The 16,349-nt window shown below is 56.0% G+C and carries 20 protein-coding genes and 1 tRNA gene; 3 read left to right on the top strand and 18 right to left on the bottom strand.

The genetic code is table 11. The features are described from left to right. Window positions 1-882, top strand: a complete 882-nt coding sequence (locus tag ACFIO0_RS07310; RefSeq protein WP_390914694.1) for an EamA family transporter — start codon at window positions 1-3, stop codon at window positions 880-882. On the opposite strand, the gene ACFIO0_RS07305 is transcribed toward ACFIO0_RS07310, so the two are convergent. From ACFIO0_RS07305 to ACFIO0_RS07275, 7 genes are all read right to left on the bottom strand, one after another. Next, window positions 876-1,703, bottom strand: a complete 828-nt coding sequence (locus tag ACFIO0_RS07305) for a class II aldolase/adducin family protein (RefSeq protein ID WP_390914693.1) — start codon at window positions 1,701-1,703, stop codon at window positions 876-878. The genes ACFIO0_RS07310 and ACFIO0_RS07305 overlap by 7 nt on opposite strands. A gap of 392 nt (window positions 1,704-2,095) precedes the next feature. Then, window positions 2,096-2,857: an MBL fold metallo-hydrolase gene (locus tag ACFIO0_RS07300; RefSeq protein ID WP_390914692.1), complete on the bottom strand. Its 762-nt coding sequence runs from the start codon at window positions 2,855-2,857 to the stop codon at window positions 2,096-2,098. A gap of 169 nt (window positions 2,858-3,026) precedes the next feature. After that, window positions 3,027-3,902 (bottom strand): translation elongation factor Ts, encoded by an 876-nt coding sequence (gene tsf, locus ACFIO0_RS07295; protein WP_390914691.1) that lies wholly within the window; start codon window positions 3,900-3,902, stop codon window positions 3,027-3,029. Window positions 3,903-3,979: 77 nt separating this feature from the next. Next, window positions 3,980-4,774 carry a 30S ribosomal protein S2 gene (gene rpsB / locus ACFIO0_RS07290; RefSeq protein WP_390914690.1) on the bottom strand — a complete coding sequence of 265 codons (795 nt, stop codon included), beginning with the start codon at window positions 4,772-4,774 and terminating at the stop codon, window positions 3,980-3,982. Between the two features lie 153 nt (window positions 4,775-4,927). Next, window positions 4,928-5,755 (bottom strand): 1-acyl-sn-glycerol-3-phosphate acyltransferase, encoded by an 828-nt coding sequence (locus tag ACFIO0_RS07285; protein ID WP_390914689.1) that lies wholly within the window; start codon window positions 5,753-5,755, stop codon window positions 4,928-4,930. Beyond that, window positions 5,752-6,531, bottom strand: coding sequence for a GNAT family N-acyltransferase (locus tag ACFIO0_RS07280; protein ID WP_390914688.1), 780 nt, complete (start codon window positions 6,529-6,531; stop codon window positions 5,752-5,754). The genes ACFIO0_RS07285 and ACFIO0_RS07280 overlap by 4 nt, the downstream gene beginning before the upstream one ends. 116 nt (window positions 6,532-6,647) lie before the next feature. Next, complete coding sequence (locus tag ACFIO0_RS07275; RefSeq protein ID WP_390914687.1) at window positions 6,648-6,836, bottom strand: DUF3553 domain-containing protein; 189 nt, start codon at window positions 6,834-6,836, stop codon at window positions 6,648-6,650. A gap of 35 nt (window positions 6,837-6,871) precedes the next feature. On the opposite strand from ACFIO0_RS07275, the gene ACFIO0_RS07270 reads away from it, so the two are divergent. Continuing rightward, window positions 6,872-7,471: a histidine phosphotransferase family protein gene (locus ACFIO0_RS07270; RefSeq protein ID WP_390914686.1), complete on the top strand. Its 600-nt coding sequence runs from the start codon at window positions 6,872-6,874 to the stop codon at window positions 7,469-7,471. On the opposite strand, the gene ACFIO0_RS07265 is transcribed toward ACFIO0_RS07270, so the two are convergent. The 11 genes from ACFIO0_RS07265 to ACFIO0_RS07215 form a co-directional block, all read right to left on the bottom strand. Continuing rightward, complete coding sequence (locus tag ACFIO0_RS07265; RefSeq protein ID WP_390914685.1) at window positions 7,468-8,733, bottom strand: glutamate-5-semialdehyde dehydrogenase; 1,266 nt, start codon at window positions 8,731-8,733, stop codon at window positions 7,468-7,470. The genes ACFIO0_RS07270 and ACFIO0_RS07265 overlap by 4 nt on opposite strands. 32 nt (window positions 8,734-8,765) lie before the next feature. Next, entirely contained in the window at window positions 8,766-9,872 is a 1,107-nt protein-coding gene (gene proB, locus ACFIO0_RS07260; protein ID WP_390914684.1) for a glutamate 5-kinase, read from the bottom strand. Then, window positions 9,860-10,894 (bottom strand): GTPase ObgE, encoded by a 1,035-nt coding sequence (gene obgE, locus ACFIO0_RS07255; protein ID WP_390914683.1) that lies wholly within the window; start codon window positions 10,892-10,894, stop codon window positions 9,860-9,862. Before obgE ends, proB begins: the two co-directional genes overlap by 13 nt. A gap of 36 nt (window positions 10,895-10,930) precedes the next feature. Next, window positions 10,931-11,467: a GNAT family N-acetyltransferase gene (locus tag ACFIO0_RS07250; RefSeq protein WP_390914682.1), complete on the bottom strand. Its 537-nt coding sequence runs from the start codon at window positions 11,465-11,467 to the stop codon at window positions 10,931-10,933. Between the two features lie 2 nt (window positions 11,468-11,469). Next, window positions 11,470-12,072, bottom strand: coding sequence for a LysE family transporter (locus ACFIO0_RS07245; protein ID WP_390914681.1), 603 nt, complete (start codon window positions 12,070-12,072; stop codon window positions 11,470-11,472). Continuing rightward, on the bottom strand, window positions 12,069-12,563 hold the full coding sequence (locus tag ACFIO0_RS07240) for a GNAT family N-acetyltransferase (RefSeq protein ID WP_390914680.1): 495 nt from the start codon (window positions 12,561-12,563) through the stop codon (window positions 12,069-12,071). Before ACFIO0_RS07240 ends, ACFIO0_RS07245 begins: the two co-directional genes overlap by 4 nt. Then, window positions 12,560-13,126: a GNAT family N-acetyltransferase gene (locus ACFIO0_RS07235; protein ID WP_390914679.1), complete on the bottom strand. Its 567-nt coding sequence runs from the start codon at window positions 13,124-13,126 to the stop codon at window positions 12,560-12,562. The genes ACFIO0_RS07240 and ACFIO0_RS07235 overlap by 4 nt, the downstream gene beginning before the upstream one ends. Before the next feature lie 102 nt (window positions 13,127-13,228). Next, entirely contained in the window at window positions 13,229-13,498 is a 270-nt protein-coding gene (gene rpmA, locus ACFIO0_RS07230) for a 50S ribosomal protein L27 (protein WP_390914678.1), read from the bottom strand. A gap of 11 nt (window positions 13,499-13,509) precedes the next feature. After that, a complete protein-coding gene (locus tag ACFIO0_RS07225; RefSeq protein WP_390914677.1) occupies window positions 13,510-14,241 on the bottom strand; it encodes a 50S ribosomal protein L21 in 732 nt (243 codons plus the stop codon). A 178-nt stretch (window positions 14,242-14,419) separates the two neighbouring features. Continuing rightward, a complete protein-coding gene (locus ACFIO0_RS07220) occupies window positions 14,420-15,226 on the bottom strand; it encodes a DUF2059 domain-containing protein (RefSeq protein WP_390914676.1) in 807 nt (268 codons plus the stop codon). Next, window positions 15,227-16,057, bottom strand: coding sequence for a DUF2059 domain-containing protein (locus ACFIO0_RS07215; protein WP_390914675.1), 831 nt, complete (start codon window positions 16,055-16,057; stop codon window positions 15,227-15,229). Window positions 16,058-16,233: 176 nt separating this feature from the next. Between ACFIO0_RS07215 and ACFIO0_RS07210 the strand changes: the two genes are divergently transcribed. Next, window positions 16,234-16,323: transfer RNA gene (locus tag ACFIO0_RS07210), tRNA-Ser, on the top strand. Window positions 16,324-16,349: the final 26 nt, after the last annotated feature.

Genomic DNA, 16,349 nt, shown 5'->3' with positions numbered 1-16,349 from the left:
ATGTCTGACAATTCACGCGCCGCCCTTTTAGCCCTGATTTCCGTCGCGCTAATGAGCCTGGCTTGGGCCGTGACCAAAGCCGCCGTTGTTGAATACCATGTTTTGCAGGTGTTGTTCTTTCGCCAAGCCATCGTGCTCAGCAGCACTTTGCCGCAAATCAAACGACATTTTCCCGAAAGTTTAAAAACCAAACAGCCGCTGTTGCATGGGCTGCGCCTGATCGGGGCGTTTGTCGGTCTCAGTTGCAGCATTTGGGCCGTCAGCCTGCTGCCGCTAACCACCGCCACGACGCTGGGCTTTAGCCAGACGTTTTTCATGGCCATTTTGGCAGCGCTGTTTTTGTCCGAACACGTGGGTATCCACCGCATTGGTGCGATCACCGTCGGCTTTATCGGGGTTCTGATCGTGGTGCGACCGGGCGGCGAAGGGCTGGCATCCATCGGCGTGCTGGCCGCGATTGCCGGTGCTTTGGGCGCCGCTGTCGCCTTTACCTGCGTTAAAACCTTGTCCCAAACCGAAAGCACGGCAACCCTGCTTGCCTATCAGACGATTGTCATCGGCAGCGTTGCGGCGACGTCGATGCTGTGGTTCTGGAAGACCCCTGATCTGACCGGTTGGTTGTTGTTGATGAGCGTCGGGTTGCTGTCTGCCCCTGCGCAATGGATCGGGGTGACGGCGGTGCGTTTGGGCGAAAGCAGCCTGCTGGCCAACATCCAATATTCCAAGCTGATCTACGCCGGTATCCTGGGCTACTTGTTCTTTAACGAAGTGCCGGACCGCTTCACCGTTTTAGGGGCCTGCGTGATCATCGCATCTGCCTTTTACATCTTTCACCGCGAGGCAACGCGCGCTCGCGGTGAACGGGTTAAAACCAATTACTGATCATGACCAGGGTTCGAACGCTTTAGCTTGCGCATCAAACCGGGCCACACCAGATTGTCACCAGAACCGGGTGTAAATGCCGCCCCCGCCTGCCCGCCAACTGTGTCCGCCATGGCCGGTGGTTCTTCGATTAACAAATCCTCGGACCCGACAGATTGCGCCAAGATCTGCGTCTTGCAGGCGTTTTCCAGAAAATACATCCGCAGAAACGCAATTGCGCAGTTGGGGCCAACCGTCAGCGTGCCGTGATTGCGCAGCATCAGCAGGCTTTTGTCGCCGAGGTCATTCACAATGCGCGCGCGTTCATCCAGGTCCAGCGCGATGCCTTCGTAGTCGTGATAGGCCAGATCGTTGTTCACAATCATGCTGAATTGCGTGTACCGGCGCAGCCCGTTTTTCTGCACAGACACCGCGACACCGTAGGGTGTGTGCACATGGATCACACAGCCCGCATCATGACGCGCCATGTGGATCGCCGAATGGATCGTGAAACCGGCTGGATTGATGAAATACGGTGTCTCTTGGCAAATGTTGCCGTCCAGATCGATCTTAACGAGGCTTGAGGCGGTCATTTCGTCGAACATCACGCCGTAGGGGTTGATCAAAAACCGCTCTTGCCCGTCTTCATCCGGTAGGCGCGCAGAAATATGGGTGAACACCAAATCCGTCCAGCCGTGCAGCGCGCACAGCCGGTAGGTCGCGGCCAGATCAACACGCGCCTGCCATTCGGCGTCAGACACGGTGCCTTTGAGCGTTGGCAAATCCATCGGGTCGGGAATGTCGAACCCGTTCGAGATGGTCATGGGGGCTTGATCGTTCATGGCGGTCTCCGGTTTTGTGGTGATGGGGTCAGCTTACGCGCAATCAAAGCGATTGGGCAAATGCACACCTCGTTCGGGACGCAGCGTCGTCGCGCGTCGAAATCAGCACACGTACAGCGCGAAGGTATGGAATCCCTTACTGGCTGCCAACAGGCGCAACGGTCATGGTATCCTAGTTCCGTGAGTGGTGGCTTTGGCCATTGGAACGTGGGAGACAGGCCCTTTTTCAGAGCCTTACCCCTCGGTTGAACCCGAATCCGGTCTGGGGTGGATCATTCTGTCCTCAGGCCGGTGATATCTATTGGGCCCACGTCTCATCCCCGTGGCCAAATTGGCCCAAAGAAATGGGGTCGTTTGCAAAAGCGACCCCATTATTTTTTCACAACAGATGGTTAGCCGTACCAGCCGCCCATTTTGACCTCGACCGCATCGCCCATCAGTTTGGCGAATTCTGCCGGATCCTGCGTGCCACCGTCTTTGCCACGGTAATGGTACGGATAGACGTATTTTGGTGCAAATTCAGCAACCGCACTGGCCGCAGCTGTGATGTCCATCGTGAACGGCAAGTTCATGCAGACAAAGGCAACGTCGATATCTTTGAGCGCGCGCATTTCCGGCACGTCCTCGGTGTCGCCCGAAATGTAGACGCGCAGCCCGTCAATCGTCAGCACATAGCCGTTGTCGCGCCCCACCGGGTGGAATTTCATCCGCTCTTCGGTCAGGTTGTGCGCAGGAATGGCGTCAACCGTGATGCCCATCACTTCGCCGCTGTCACCGTTGCCCATTACGCGCGCCTTGGCTTGCATGTCGGCTGGCAGTTGATCAAAGACCGCTTGGTTCGTGATCAATTTGGTGTTTTCACCCACAACCGCGTTCAGCGTGTCCTGGTTGTAATGATCGCCGTGTGCGTGGGTGATCAGGACCAGATCAGCGGGTGCAAAATCAGCGTAGATTGACGGATCGCCAACCGGATCGTTGTAAATCACCCCCATTGGCGTTGGCATCACGAATGACGCATGCGCGACCGGGAACACTTCGACGGTGACCGATGCGGTTGCAAAGCTGTTGCCGGAATGAGTGGCAGCCATGGCCGCATACGGCAGAAACGTAACCGCTGCGGTGGATGAGGCGATGAAATGACGTCGTGAGATCATTGGAAGTGCTCCTTGTTGGTACGATCAATACTGACCAAGATAGAGCGTTTCGTCGTTGACCCAACTAAAATTATCGTGTTTTTAGCGAATTGATCAAAAAATATCGATTTTAATGCGAAAAAGGCGACACGTGATGTGCCGCCCTTTCAAATTTTAGTAGCTCAAGCGCTTACGCTTGGCCGACTTTTGCAACTTCTGCTGCAAAGTCTTCTTTGATCACTTCGATGCCTTCGCCAACTTCCAGACGCACGAAACCAGTGATGGTTGCGCCCGCTTCTTTTGCTGCAGCACCAACCGTCAGGTCAGGGTTCACAACAAACGATTGGTTCAGCAAAGTCACTTCGGCCATGTATTTCTTCATACGGCCAACGATCATTTTCTCGATCACAGCTTCTGGTTTGCCGGATTCGCGGGCAATATCCATTTGAACTGTTTTCTCTTTTTCGACAACAGCCGCGTCCAGATCATCTTCGGACAAAGAGGCCGGGTTCACAGCCGCGATGTGCATCGCAACCTGTTTGCCGAATGCTTCGTCGCCGCCGGTCATTGCGACCAGAACGCCGATTTTGCCCATGCCGGGTGCGGCTGCGTTGTGCACGTAGGACACAACCAGATCGCCGGTCAGCGCGGACATGCGGCGTACCGACATGTTTTCGCCGATGACCGCAACGGCGTCGGTTACAGTTTGCTCAACTGTTTTGCCGTCCATGTCAGCCGCTTTCAGTGCGTCAACGTCTGCGACAGAAACCGCAACGTCGGCAATGCCGGAAACCATTTTCTGGAAGTCGGCGTTTTTGCCAACAAAGTCGGTTTCAGAGTTCACTTCGACCGCAACACCGCGCCCGCCGTCAACTTTGACTGCAACCAGACCTTCGGCCGCTGTACGACCAGATTTTTTGGCGGCTTTTGCCAGACCTTTGGTGCGCAACCAGTCAACAGCGGCTTCCATGTCGCCATCTGTTTCGGTCAACGCTTTTTTCGCGTCCATCATGCCTGCGCCGGTGGAGTCGCGTAGTTCTTTTACCATTGCTGCTGTGATAGCCATCAATGTTCTCCTGATAAAAGGGTGTGTGTCTGAGGCGGGCTTTGACCAAATTGGCCGATGCCCGCCTCAAGTGTAACTTAGCTCGCTGCTGGCGCTTCTGCTGCGTCTGCCGCTGGCGCTTCGACCACAGCTTCTTCAACTGGCGCTTCTTCCATGGCACCCAGATCAACGCCTGCTGCACCCAATTGCGCGGACATGCCGTCAAGAGCGGCGCGTGCGGCCAAATCTGTGTACAAAGCGATTGCGCGTGCCGCATCGTCGTTGCCTGGAATGATGTAGTCGATGCCATCAGGGGAGCAGTTGGTGTCGACGATTGCAACAACAGGGATACCCAGTTTGTTGGCTTCGGCGATGGCCAGTGCTTCTTTTTTGACGTCGATTACGAAAATCAGGTCAGGACGACCGCCCATTTCGCGGATGCCGCCCAAAGACGCTTCAAGCTTGCCTTGGTCACGTTCCATGCCAAGACGTTCTTTTTTCGTAAAGCCGTCAAAGCCGCGCTCGGATTGCTCGTCGATGTTTTTCAGGCGGTTGATGGATTTGGAAACTGTTTGCCAGTTTGTCAAAGTGCCACCCAACCAGCGGTGGTTCATGTAATATTGTGCGCATTTTTCTGCGGCATCGGCAATCGGCTGGGCCGCTTGACGTTTTGTGCCAACAAAAAGAATGGAGCCACCTTTTGCAACGGTGTCACGGATGACTTGCAAGGCTTGGTCCAGCATTGGAACTGTTTGCGTCAGGTCCATGATGTGGATGCCGTTACGTGCGCCGTAGATGTACGGGCCCATACGCGGGTTCCAGCGTTGTGTTTGGTGACCAAAGTGTACGCCTGCTTCGAGCAGTTGGCGCATGGAGAACTCAGGAAGAGCCATGTCGGTATTACCTTTCCGGTTTAGCCTCATCGGGGGTATGACACCGTGTGGTGCCAACCGGCGGACGTTCAAGGATTTCTCCCTCAAAGGCCCAACCCCGACTGCGGGTTTAAGTAGCGCGCGTATAGGACGCATTTGCCCCCTGCGCAAGCGTCAATTGCGGTGGGCGCTGTGCCCTGCCCGCACGGCAGCTTCGCAGGCTTTGGCCAGCGCCTTGCGATCGGTGAAATCAGCCACCTTGAGGGCCGGATGATAGACAATATCGATACGGCCACGTTTGGCACAGGCCAGTGTGCTCAGCAGATGCGAGGCAAACGACATGTCCCCCCACCAGCCGTAAAACCGCGGTTCCTCGCCAAGCGGCGCGTGATAGATCACGCTTACCGGTTGCACTTGCAAAACATCGCGCAGTTCCGGTGCCATAAAGGACGCAAACAGCGTGGTTTTAAACGGCAGAACCTGCATGCCATCGGTGCTGGTGCCTTCGGGAAAAAACAGCAGCTTTTGTCCAGCCAACAGCCGCTCTTGCATGATTTTGGTTTGGGCCAATGCCTCGCTGCGTTCGCGTTTGATAAACAGCGTGCCGGTTGCGCGGGCTAACACACCAATACCGGGCCAGCCTGCAACTTCGGACTTTGACACAAAGAAAATCCGCTTGGACGCGTTCAACACAAAAATGTCCAACCACGAAGTATGATTGGCCACAACAGCCGCACGCCCGTGCAAAGGTTGGCCATGAACACGCAGCGGCAAACGCAAAATGCGCAACGCACTGCGGCAAACAAACTGCGTGATGTGCGGCGTGATCGGACGACGCAGGCCGTAGATCGGACGCTCAACCAGACGCAGCAACAACAGCAACGCCAGACACAGCACGATCAGCGTGATGATGACCACAGCCCGCAGGGTGATGCGCACCCAACCCGCCAGCGAAATCGGTTGCGGTTCGGGTTCGTGCCCTTCGCCCCAAGTTGTCGTCATCGTGTTGGTCCACTTGCATAAATCCGCGATTGGCGGGCGTTCAACTGCTTGGTGTCCATCAACACACAAACGTCCGTGGTGTTAAAGCGGTGATCGACAAACGCCCCCTCGCCCACAGTGCCGCCAAGACGTAGATACGCTTTGATCAGTGCCGGGATTTGCAGCATCGCAGTGCGGCGATCAAGGTCAGCTTCGGCGATCAGGTTCATGTTCTGAAAGGCCGCAGGCTGCGCGCGCGGACGTATTTCGGGTGGTGCCAAGTGGCGATGATGCAGCAGTGACAAAGGGGCCGCCAACGCCTGTGGATCCGTGCCATGAAAGCTCGCGACGCCAAACATGATGTCGATCTGGTGCTCTGCGACGTATTGGGACAACCCGGCCCAGAGGTGATGCATCGCCGCGCCACCACGATAGTCGCGATGCAGGCACGAGCGGCCCAGCTCTAGCAAGCGTCGCCCCGTTTGGCGCAGCCGTGTCAGGTCGTATTCGTCTTCGGAATAGAACTGCCCGATCTGGTTGGCAGCGTCCTGACGCAGCAATCGATAGACACCAACGACCTCTCCAGTGGCGTCATCATACAACAGCATGTGATCAAAAAACGGGTCAAACCGGTCACACTCAAGGCGGGCCTCGTGGTCGATTTGCGGTCCACATCCGCCCAATTCATCAACAAAAACATCATACCGCAACCGTTGCGCTGCACGCAGTTGATCTGCGTCTTGCGCCAAAGCAATCCGGTACTGCGGCTCTGATGTTTGCGATTGAGTTTGAGACATTCCGTTCCAATTTTCCCGTTAAAAGGGAAAATCAACCCCTTTACAGACGCTATAGGTGTGTTAACTTTCTATGAAATAGTTTGATTTGTTAACGATTGAGAAACCAAGTTCAGGCATCAATTGTCTCCATCAAATACGGCCAACAGTTCGATCCGCGTGCTGTCGATAACAACCTTACCTTCGGCCCGAAAATTCACTGTGACCCGACCACCGATATTGCTTTGAACCTGTCCGACGCCCCACTGCGCAAACGCAGGATGACGCACCAACATTCCCGGAGCCAGAATGGCATTCAAATCTTCCATCTCGTCCCCCTCGTTCCTAAATACGGATAAAAATTATGGGCCAAAGTGATCTTAACCTCGCAGCATTAATCGGCAGCCGCATTTGTCATGACCTGATATCGCCAATTGGCGCGATCAACAATGGGTTGGAACTGCTGGGCATGTCCGGCAATCAACTGGATGGGCCTGAATTTGACCTGATTGGCCAAAGCGTGATGAACGCCAGCGCCCGCATCCGGTTTTTCCGCATCGCCTATGGTGCCCCTAGCGAGCAACCCATTGGGCGCGCCGAAGTTGTGTCAATTCTGAACGACGTTATGGACGGCACGCGCCTGACCGTGGCGTGGGGCCCCCTTGATGGGCAGGCACGATCTGCCGTGCGCATGGCGTTCTTGGCCGTCCAATGCCTGGAAAGCGCGATGCCTTACGGCGGCCGCATCGAAGTGACGTGTGAAAACGGGCGCTGGGTACTGCACGGTAAAAGCGACAAATTCAACATGGACGAAACGCTTTGGGGCGATCTAAAGCGGCGCAATGTACCGCAAGATGTAAAAGCCGCACAGGTCCAATTTGCCCTGCTGACCGTATCCGCACAAGATTTGGGGCGCAAAGTCAGCGTCGAAGAAACGCCAACAGACTTGTTCCTGCGCTTTTAGCTGCGCGTCGCACCATCACCTGTCACCAGATACTTGAAACTGGTCAATTGCGTGGACCCGACCGGTCCACGCGCATGCATTTTGCCCGTTGCGATCCCGATTTCGGCACCCATGCCAAATTCGCCACCGTCGGCGAATTGAGTAGAGGCATTGTGCATCAAAATCGCGCTGTCCAGACGCTGCATAAAGCGATCCGCGATGGTTTGATCTTCGGTCAGAACGCAATCAGTGTGTTGCGAGCCATAGGTGCGGATGTGCCCAATCGCGTCATCAACGTCCGTAACGACTTTGGCGGCGATGATCATATCCAGATACTCGGTGCCCCAGTCATTGGTGTTGGCAGGCACCGTGCCCTTAACCGCTGACAGGGTTTCATCCGCGCGCACTTCGACCCCGGCATCAATCAATGCGCGCACGACGCCTTGACCGATGGTGTCGGCAATCGCGTGATGAATAAGCAGGCATTCCGCCGATCCGCAAATGCCAGTGCGTCGCGTTTTGGCGTTCAAAACCACGCGCAGCACCTTTTCAGGATCCGCATGTTGGTCGATGTAGATGTGAACGATGCCTTCAAGATGCGCAAACACCGGCACGCGGGCCTCGCGCTGCACCAAACCCACCAGACCTTTGCCACCGCGCGGCACAATCACGTCGATTGTATCCGTCATGGTCAGCATTTCGGACACGGCAGCGCGGTCGCGCGTCGGCACCAATTGGATCGCATCCTCAGGCAAACCTGCATCGCGCAGCCCTTGAACCAGACAGGCATGGATCGCTTGCGAGGAATGAAAGCTTTCGGAGCCGCCCCGCAGCACAACCGCATTGCCGGCCTTGAGGCACAGCGCGCCGGCATCCGCCGTCACATTCGGGCGACTTTCGTAGATCACGCCAATCACGCCCAAAGGGGTGCGCACGCGTTTGATGTGCAAGCCAGATGGTTGGGTCCATTCCGCAATGACTTCGCCCACAGGATCGGGCTGTTCTGCGATTGCGCGCAGCCCGTCAATGATGCTTTGAATGCGGTCTTCGTCCAGCATCAGGCGATCCATCATCGCGTCAGACAATCCTTTGTCGCGCCCGAATTCCAGATCTTTGACGTTGGCCGCGATGATGTCACTGCGGGCTTTCCAGACGTTTTCCGCAGCACTGATCAGCGCTGCGTGTTTGCGTTCTGCACTGGCAAAACCCAGCTCGGCGGCAGCCGCTTTGGCGCGCGCGCCGATGTCAGACATAAGCGCTTTGATGTCAGATGTGTCAGTCATTGATCCGTGTCCTTTGAACGCGTCGTCTTTGATTACAACGCCATGTCGTCGCGGTGAACAAGCGCTGCGCGGCCCGAATAGCCAAGCAGAGATTCAATCTCGGCGCTCTGGTGCCCTTTGATCGCTTGCGCCTCAGCGGCGGTGTAGCGGGACAACCCAAGGCCCAATTGGTTGCCGTCAGGATCAAGCAACGCCACAGGGTCGCCGCGCTGAAATCCGCCAGAAACAGCATGAACTCCTGCCGGTAACAGGCTGTTTCCATTAAGCAATGCTTTTGCAGCGCCAGAATCAAGCGTCAATGATCCTTGCGGTTTCATCGCCGCGATCCAGCGTTTGCGCGCGATCTGCGGGTCAAGTGTTGCCGTGAACCACGTGCAATTTGCGCCATTTTCCAACGCTGTCAGCGGGCGCAAGCCTGAACCTTCGGAAATGACCATCGCGCAGCCAGCCGCCGTGGCGGTTTTTGCCGCCATGATTTTGGTTTTCATGCCACCTTTGGACAATCCAGACCCAGCATCCCCTGCCATCGCTTCGATTTGCGGGGTGATTTGGTCAATCACGTCATAACGTTTCGCGGTTGGATCATCGGTGGGGTTTGCAGAATAGAACCCGTCCACGTCTGACAGCAATGCCAGTTGATCTGCGCCAATGGTCGCCGCGATTTGGGCGGCCAGACGGTCATTGTCACCAAAGCGGATTTCATCCGTGGCCACCGTGTCATTTTCATTCACAATCGGGACCACACCCAGCGACAAAAGTTGCTCAAATGTAGCGCGCGAATTCAGGTAACGGCGACGGTCACGCGTGTCTTCGAGTGTCATCAGAATCTGCGCGGTGGTGATGCTGTGGGGCGCAAGTGCTTCCTCATAGGCGCGGGCCAGACGGATCTGGCCAACCGCCGCCGCCGCCTGTGATTGCTCAAGCGCAAGTTCGGTTTTGGGCAGTTTCAGCACGCCGCGACCCAGCGCAATGGACCCCGAGGACACCAGCACGACTTGTGTGCCGGCGGCCGTTAACCATGCCACGTCCTGCGCCAATCCGTGCAGCCAGTCCGCGCGCAAATCACCGCTGATCTTGTCGACCAACAAGGCTGATCCGATTTTGACGACCAGCCGTTTGGCAGATGTTAAGGACGCCACGTTTCTTCCTCGGGTGCGGGGTTCTGGCGCAAACGGTCAGTGTCGATCTGACTGCGCAGCGCGCGCAAAACGTCGACCGTGCCGATTTTGGCAACTCCAGACATCAGCATGACAACGCCGCCGCAGGCTTCTTGCAGCGCGATTTTTGCTTCGTTGCGTTCGTCATCATCCAGCGCGTCGATCTTGTTTAAGACAGTCACGCGCGGCTTGTCAGCCAAAGCACCGCCATATTTTTCAAGCTCGGTGATGATGGTTTTGTAATCTTCGGCCACGGTTTCGGACGTACCGTCGACCAAATGCAACAGCACCGAACACCGCTCAACGTGGCCCAAAAACAGATCGCCCAAGCCACGCCCTTCGGAGGCGCCCTCGATCAAACCAGGAATATCTGCGACCACGAATTCGGTGTTATCGACGCCAACAACCCCAAGGTTCGGGTGCAGCGTTGTAAACGGATAGTCGGCAATTTTGGGACGCGCATTCGACGTGGCGGCCAGAAACGTCGATTTCCCAGCGTTCGGCAGACCCAGCAAACCAACATCGGCGATCAGTTTCAAACGCAGCCACAGTGTGCGCTCGACGCCGTCTTGGCCCGGATTGGCGCGCCGCGGCGCTTGGTTGGTAGCCGATTTAAAGTGCAGGTTGCCAAAACCGCCGTTGCCACCTTTGGCAAGGCGCACCCGTTGGCCGACCTCGGTCAAATCGCAGATAACGGTTTCCTGGTCTTCGTCCAGAATTTCGGTGCCAACCGGCACGCGCAAGACGATTTCGTCGCCGTCTGCACCGGTGCGCTGACGTCCCATGCCGGGAATACCGTTCTTGGCAAAAAAGTGCTGCTGATAGCGGAAATCGATCAGCGTGTTCAGACCTTCGACCGCTTCGGCCCAGACCGTGCCACCCTTGCCGCCGTCGCCGCCGTCCGGCCCGCCGTATTCGATGTATTTTTCACGCCGAAAGCTGACGCAACCGCCGCCTCCCGCACCAGAGCGGATGTATACTTTGCACAGATCAAGAAATTTCATGTTTGCTTCCTAGCCTGCGTTTCGCACAGGCTCAACTCATAGTTTTCGGGTGTAGGTCCAGGTGGGCACAGCAGCGTCGCGCGCAACCGAGAATGTTTCGGCGTCCCCAAGGTATTCAAAGCCGCAGTGCGTCAACACTTTGGCGGATGCCGGGTTGTCCTGAAATGCGGATGCGAACATCGTGGTGTTGTCATTCGGGTTGGCTTTGACCAACGCGTGGATCGCGTCAGAGGCCAGCGATGTGTTCCAGAACGCAGGTGCCACCCAACCGCTGATTTCCGATTGATTGCGGTCCATCCGCTGCAACGTGATCAAACCCATCAATTCGGCACCGCCGGTTTTCAACCCGTCAACCGCCCACACATCTTCGTCGCGCTCATGCGCAATAGATCGTTTCACAAACGCCTCGGTGCTGCCCGGCGGCAGTGGGTGCGGGATCGACGAGGTCATCCGCGCAACCCGTTTGTCAGCGCTGTACATTTCGATCAAACCAACGTCGGACACACGCAACGGACGCAGGTCAAAGCGATCCGTTTCCAGCGTGATCTGGGGTGTCGTGCTACTCATATCCATCGTCATGCTCCTCCTGCGAACAATACGAACATCACTGAGGCAACCGTGAGGCCGGCCAAAGTGTACATTAAATAGGGTTCCGCCGGTGTTCCTGCCACGGTTTTGGCGATCCGATCACCTGCAAGTGTCCAGACCGGATGCAACAGCAACTGACAGGCCAGCAAAACAGCGGCAATTGTGGCGGTGGCCTCTAGCGTGGATGTGCCAGATGCCACAAAGGCGGTAAAGCCGCCAACGATCATTGCCCATGCTTTGGGGTTCAGCGGATGCACGATCAAACCTGCGGCAAATCCCGGGGCTTTGGTGTCTGTGGTTCCCGTGTTCAGCCGCAGATTTGCGACCTTCCACGCGAGCCAGACAATGTAGGCGGCAGAGACGTATTTCAGGGCAAGAAACACAAATGGCGCCCGCTCTGCCAGTTCCATCAAGCCAAAACCGATGGGCCAAATAATCAGCTGCTTGCCGAATGCGACGCCAAACATGAACGGCAAGGCGCGGCGCATGCCATAGCGCGCACCCGTGGCAAGTAACGCCATGTTTGCAGGGCCCGGCGTGCCGATCTGGCTGGCCGCAAAAACGGCGAATGATGCAAGAGCAACGCTCATGTCATGGTCTCCCAACGGGATTTAGTGAGAACAACAGATTTGCTTGGCACCTCTTTGTTGCGCGACCGGATATGCAGCATTTTGTCGCCCGTTATCTCAAACCCGAGCTTGCGCAGAACAGCCGCAGAGGCGTGATTGTCGGACACGTAGCCAGACAAGAGATCCGCATCGCTGTGGGCAAAGTGATCTGCGACCACCGCTTGGGTGGCCTCAGAGGCGTATCCCTTGCCCCAATGCGCCTTGGCAAACCAGTAGCCAAATTGCGCACCATTCCCGACAACCCCGATCAGGTGATCATCAAGCGTGCACACAGCCCGCGCGGCTTTGTCAGGTTTGGCGAGGAACGCCTCGGCGTCCGCCATCGTGTAAGGGCAAGGCACCACCGTCAGGCCACGGCAAGTTTCCATGTCATTCAGAGCTGCGGCAATTTTAGGTGCATCAGAGTGCACAAAGTTGCGCAATATCAGTCGGTTGGTGTGCAAAGTTCTCATGAAACATCTCGCTTCTGGCCAAGATATTCAGGGGCTAGCACACCCATCATGACATCGTCATGAAACTGTCCTCCGACGCAGGCAGATTGACGTTCGCGCCCTTCCTCGACAAAACCGGCCTTTTTGTAGGCGGCAATGGCGCGGGTGTTGAAATCGATCACGCGCAAGGCAATCCGGTGCAAATTGAGCGGCCCGAATGCCTCGGCCAGCAGCAAATGCATCGCGCGACTGCCGTAACCTTGGCCCAGGTTTTCGGGACGCAACAAGCCAATGCTGACGATAGCCCGACGGTCGGTTTGATTGAGCGAATGCAGAAAAATCACCCCGCTTAGGCGATCATCAATATCGATGAACCACGAATAGGTTTGATCCACATGGTATTTAACCCAAGCGTCTGCGCTGTCTTTGGTCACAGGTTGAAACGCCGACGGATCGATGCCGTACATGCGTTGAATGTCAGGATCGTTTCCCGCCTCAAGGCGTGCGGCCACATCATCCAGATGCGGGCGGCGCAGGCGCAAATTTCCATCTACCAAAGTTGGAACGGTGTATGTCGTGGTCATGAACCCTGCCCCTTTCGATCTGAGGTGGAAATTGTTTGGAAACGAAAAAAGGACCGGCGTTTCCGCCGATCCCTCTAAATGTTTTACCATTTTTGGTGCGGCTTACTCAGCTGCCTCCGCCATCGGGAGAACAGAAATGAATTTGCGGTTTTTCAGGCCGGTGCTGAATGTCACGTGACCTTCCACTTTTGCGAAGATCGTGTGATCTTTGCCCATGCCAACGCCTTCAGACGGCCAAAATTTGGTGCCGCGCTGACGAACGATGATGTTGCCTGGAATGACAGCTTCGCCGCCATATTTTTTCACGCCAAGACGACGACCCGCTGAGTCGCGACCGTTCCGGGATGAACCACCTGCTTTTTTATGTGCCATTTGGTCTCTCCTTAGCCTTTAGCCAGTTCTTTAGCCTGTGCGATCCAGTCTTCACGACCCACACGACCTTTGAACGACAGTTTCTCTTCAATAGCTTCTACGTCAGCATCTGTCCACGCAGCAACCTGTGCGAATGTTGTGATGCCTTCAGCGTGCAGCTTTTTAACGATAACCGGGCCGACACCAGAGATGTTGGACAGATCGTCGCCGTCAGTTGCTTTTGCTGCCTTCTTAGGAGCGGCCTTTTTAGGCGCTGCTTTTGCAGGCGCTTCGGCTTTGGCTTCGGCTTGTGGGGCCGCGGCTTTGGCAGAAGAAGCTTTTTTGACGTTGTCTTTGTTGGCGGCAGGTGATTGCGCGTCAATTGCAGCCAAAGCTGCGGCAGAAACGGAACCTGCGCCAATGGCAGCAGCCACACCGGACTTATCAGCGCCAGACGCCAAAATGTCGGTGATTTTGACCAGTGTCAGTTTTTGACGGTGGCCTTTGGTACGCTTGGAGGAGTGCTTACGACGACGTTTGACAAAGTTGATTGTCTTAACGCCTTTGATCTGGTCGATCACTTCGGCTTGCACGCCTGCGTCCGCGATGAGAGGTGCGCCAACAGTGACAGCGTCACCACCGAGCATCAAAACATCGTTGAATTGGATTGTTTCGCCAGCATTTGCAGCTAATTTTTCAACGCGAAGAATGTCTCCGGATTGAACTTTGTACTGCTTGCCGCCGGTTTTAAGAACCGCGAACATGGGGTCTTCCTTTGTATTACCGCGTCGTTTGGCACCTATTTTCATAGGGTTTTGTGGGTTTAACCCCGCCTCGGACAGCGCATTCCGTTTGGAATGATCATGAAAAAAAGGGACAATTGCCCCTGATTGGAAGCCGCCTAATGCACGTGATTTGCAGCTACGTCAAGGCGTATTGGCGCTATAATTCATCACCGATCAGGTTCAAAGCAACCGCGCGCCCCAATGCATAGGAAATATCGGCGTACATCGTGTTGAATCCGTCGAAAATCGCACCGTTCAGCGCGCGTCCGGCCGGGGTTTCGGCAAATGTCAGATAGGCCTCGAATGCGTCGTCCCCAAGCGGTTGATAGCTCAGCATCAGATAGCCCATCAGCCACTCTGATGTGTCTTCACGAATTTCATCTTCTTGCGCCCATGCCTCGGCGATGATCTCGTCCTCACTCATGGCAAACGCATCGCCGTCCACCATGCCGGAAAAGAACCGGTAGTTGGCGGTCAGCGCGCCCGTCACGTTGCGTTCAATCATATCGCCGCTTTGTTCCAACCGCTGTAGCTGCACCACTTTGGGATCGTTTTCTGCGACGGCTTGAACGTAAGCCTCACGCGCAATCGTTTCGAGATCTTTGTCCATGACCGCGCGCCGTGCGGCCAGTTCCAACGCAATCACTTGGCGCCCCACATCGCTGCCATAAAACACGTTGATCGTGCGCAGGTGTTCATCTGACAATGTCGCCAGCGACGCACGGACCGTTTCGACCATGCGGGCCGCGTCATAGATACCGTCAACCTGTGCGATCCACAGCGAACCACCCTGCCCGTCCAACATTTCTTCGTTCAGTGAGGCTGCGTAATCAACGCCCTCAACGCGCATAATTTCGATCATCTCGGCAATGCCAAGGCGATCCATCGCGACGCTCAGCTGTGCTTGCGCAAACGCACTACTCGCCCAAAGCAGTGTCAGGCAGGCAATTGCAAGGCTGCGCATTTACAGCTCCTCGCTGGGCTGGACACCTTTCATACGTGCGGCCAAGGCCTCGAACCGATCCGCCATGATTTCGAATTGCACGGCATTCATCAGATCATAGACATGGCGCATCATCGGGTGCTCTAATGCGGCGGTGTAATCTTCCATCTCGGCATCGGAAAACGCCTGATAAACATAGGCTGCCGACGCCAACCCCGAAGTTTGCATCGACAGGCGCAATTCATCTTCGCCCGTGCGCAGCAGTTCGCGCAAATCAGGTTCGTCCATTTGCAGCTCGATGATGCCAGCGCCCGCAGCGGCCATCAAAAAGCGCACCTGCACCTCTTGGATCGCGCGCAGACCGTTGCCGGCACTGTCACTGGCCGCATTCATCCGCTTGAGAATTTGAACGCGGGGTGACCCGATGCGCACAAGCCCGGCGATGATCGCCTCGCCGCTCTCGGATTTCAGATCGTCGTCATCGCTCATGTGGGATTTGTTTTCGACCGCAACCAGACGTTTGCCCAAGTCCGTGGCGTAAAAGCCTGCGGCGTGATCAAGGTGTTCTTCGTCCAGCGTTTCGCCCAAGAATTCGATCGCCATGTCGTGCATCAAATCCGCGCCAAACACATCCGTGGTCATGCGCCCCCAGTGAAACCCGAAATCCTGCGCATCAAGCCCCAGCATTTGCGGCGCGTTTTCCGCTGACAACCGGATGCTATCAAGGGCGACGTCAAAGCCGGTCACCTCAAGGAACTCTTCCAGCTTGGCCTTGTCTGCGGCCTGCACCTGCGATGTCAGAACCGTCAACCCAAGCAGCAGCGCCATCATTCCGGCGCCTATAGATTTCATTGCTTGCATTGTCTGCTCCTTGGGTTGGTTACGCTTGTAATCTAGGGTTTATCCGCCAAGTCGCAATGATTTTTCCGATCATATCTGCGTCATTGGCTGCGCTTTGCCGTTGCGCCCGCGCATTGCGTCTTGCCAGCCCGCGCATTCAGGATTAACAGACCCATCAAGATCCCCGCGGAGGAGTGGCGGAGTGGTCGAACGTGGCGGTCTCGAAAACCGTTGAGCCTTAACGGGTTCCCAGGGTTCGAATCCCTGTTCCTCCGCCAATTTCTACCGCTTCGGTGATTTGTGA

This window comes from Pseudosulfitobacter sp. SM2401 (genome assembly GCF_042932805.1).
GTDB lineage: Bacteria > Pseudomonadota > Alphaproteobacteria > Rhodobacterales > Rhodobacteraceae > Ascidiaceihabitans.
This window is presented reverse-complemented; position numbering and strand designations above follow the sequence as displayed.

Excerpts from the sequence above, each read along its gene's own strand:
- ACFIO0_RS07310 (WP_390914694.1), top strand. The coding sequence starts at position 1 with ATGTCTGACAATTCACGCGCCGCCCTTTTAGCCCTGATTTCCGTCGCG.
- ACFIO0_RS07220 (WP_390914676.1), bottom strand. The coding sequence starts at position 15,226 with ATGCGCAGCCTTGCAATTGCCTGCCTGACACTGCTTTGGGCGAGTAGT.
- ACFIO0_RS07250 (WP_390914682.1), bottom strand. The coding sequence starts at position 11,467 with ATGGATATGAGTAGCACGACACCCCAGATCACGCTGGAAACGGATCGC.
- ACFIO0_RS07270 (WP_390914686.1), top strand. The coding sequence starts at position 6,872 with ATGGGCCAAAGTGATCTTAACCTCGCAGCATTAATCGGCAGCCGCATT.
- rpmA (WP_390914678.1), bottom strand. The coding sequence starts at position 13,498 with ATGGCACATAAAAAAGCAGGTGGTTCATCCCGGAACGGTCGCGACTCA.
- ACFIO0_RS07275 (WP_390914687.1), bottom strand. The coding sequence starts at position 6,836 with ATGGAAGATTTGAATGCCATTCTGGCTCCGGGAATGTTGGTGCGTCAT.
- ACFIO0_RS07285 (WP_390914689.1), bottom strand. The coding sequence starts at position 5,755 with ATGACGACAACTTGGGGCGAAGGGCACGAACCCGAACCGCAACCGATT.
- tsf (WP_390914691.1), bottom strand. The coding sequence starts at position 3,902 with ATGGCTATCACAGCAGCAATGGTAAAAGAACTACGCGACTCCACCGGC.
- ACFIO0_RS07240 (WP_390914680.1), bottom strand. The coding sequence starts at position 12,563 with ATGAGAACTTTGCACACCAACCGACTGATATTGCGCAACTTTGTGCAC.
- ACFIO0_RS07305 (WP_390914693.1), bottom strand. The coding sequence starts at position 1,703 with ATGAACGATCAAGCCCCCATGACCATCTCGAACGGGTTCGACATTCCC.
- rpsB (WP_390914690.1), bottom strand. The coding sequence starts at position 4,774 with ATGGCTCTTCCTGAGTTCTCCATGCGCCAACTGCTCGAAGCAGGCGTA.
- ACFIO0_RS07235 (WP_390914679.1), bottom strand. The coding sequence starts at position 13,126 with ATGACCACGACATACACCGTTCCAACTTTGGTAGATGGAAATTTGCGC.
- ACFIO0_RS07265 (WP_390914685.1), bottom strand. The coding sequence starts at position 8,733 with ATGACTGACACATCTGACATCAAAGCGCTTATGTCTGACATCGGCGCG.
- ACFIO0_RS07300 (WP_390914692.1), bottom strand. The coding sequence starts at position 2,857 with ATGATCTCACGACGTCATTTCATCGCCTCATCCACCGCAGCGGTTACG.
- obgE (WP_390914683.1), bottom strand. The coding sequence starts at position 10,894 with ATGAAATTTCTTGATCTGTGCAAAGTATACATCCGCTCTGGTGCGGGA.
- ACFIO0_RS07215 (WP_390914675.1), bottom strand. The coding sequence starts at position 16,057 with ATGAAATCTATAGGCGCCGGAATGATGGCGCTGCTGCTTGGGTTGACG.
- ACFIO0_RS07280 (WP_390914688.1), bottom strand. The coding sequence starts at position 6,531 with ATGTCTCAAACTCAATCGCAAACATCAGAGCCGCAGTACCGGATTGCT.
- ACFIO0_RS07225 (WP_390914677.1), bottom strand. The coding sequence starts at position 14,241 with ATGTTCGCGGTTCTTAAAACCGGCGGCAAGCAGTACAAAGTTCAATCC.
- ACFIO0_RS07245 (WP_390914681.1), bottom strand. The coding sequence starts at position 12,072 with ATGAGCGTTGCTCTTGCATCATTCGCCGTTTTTGCGGCCAGCCAGATC.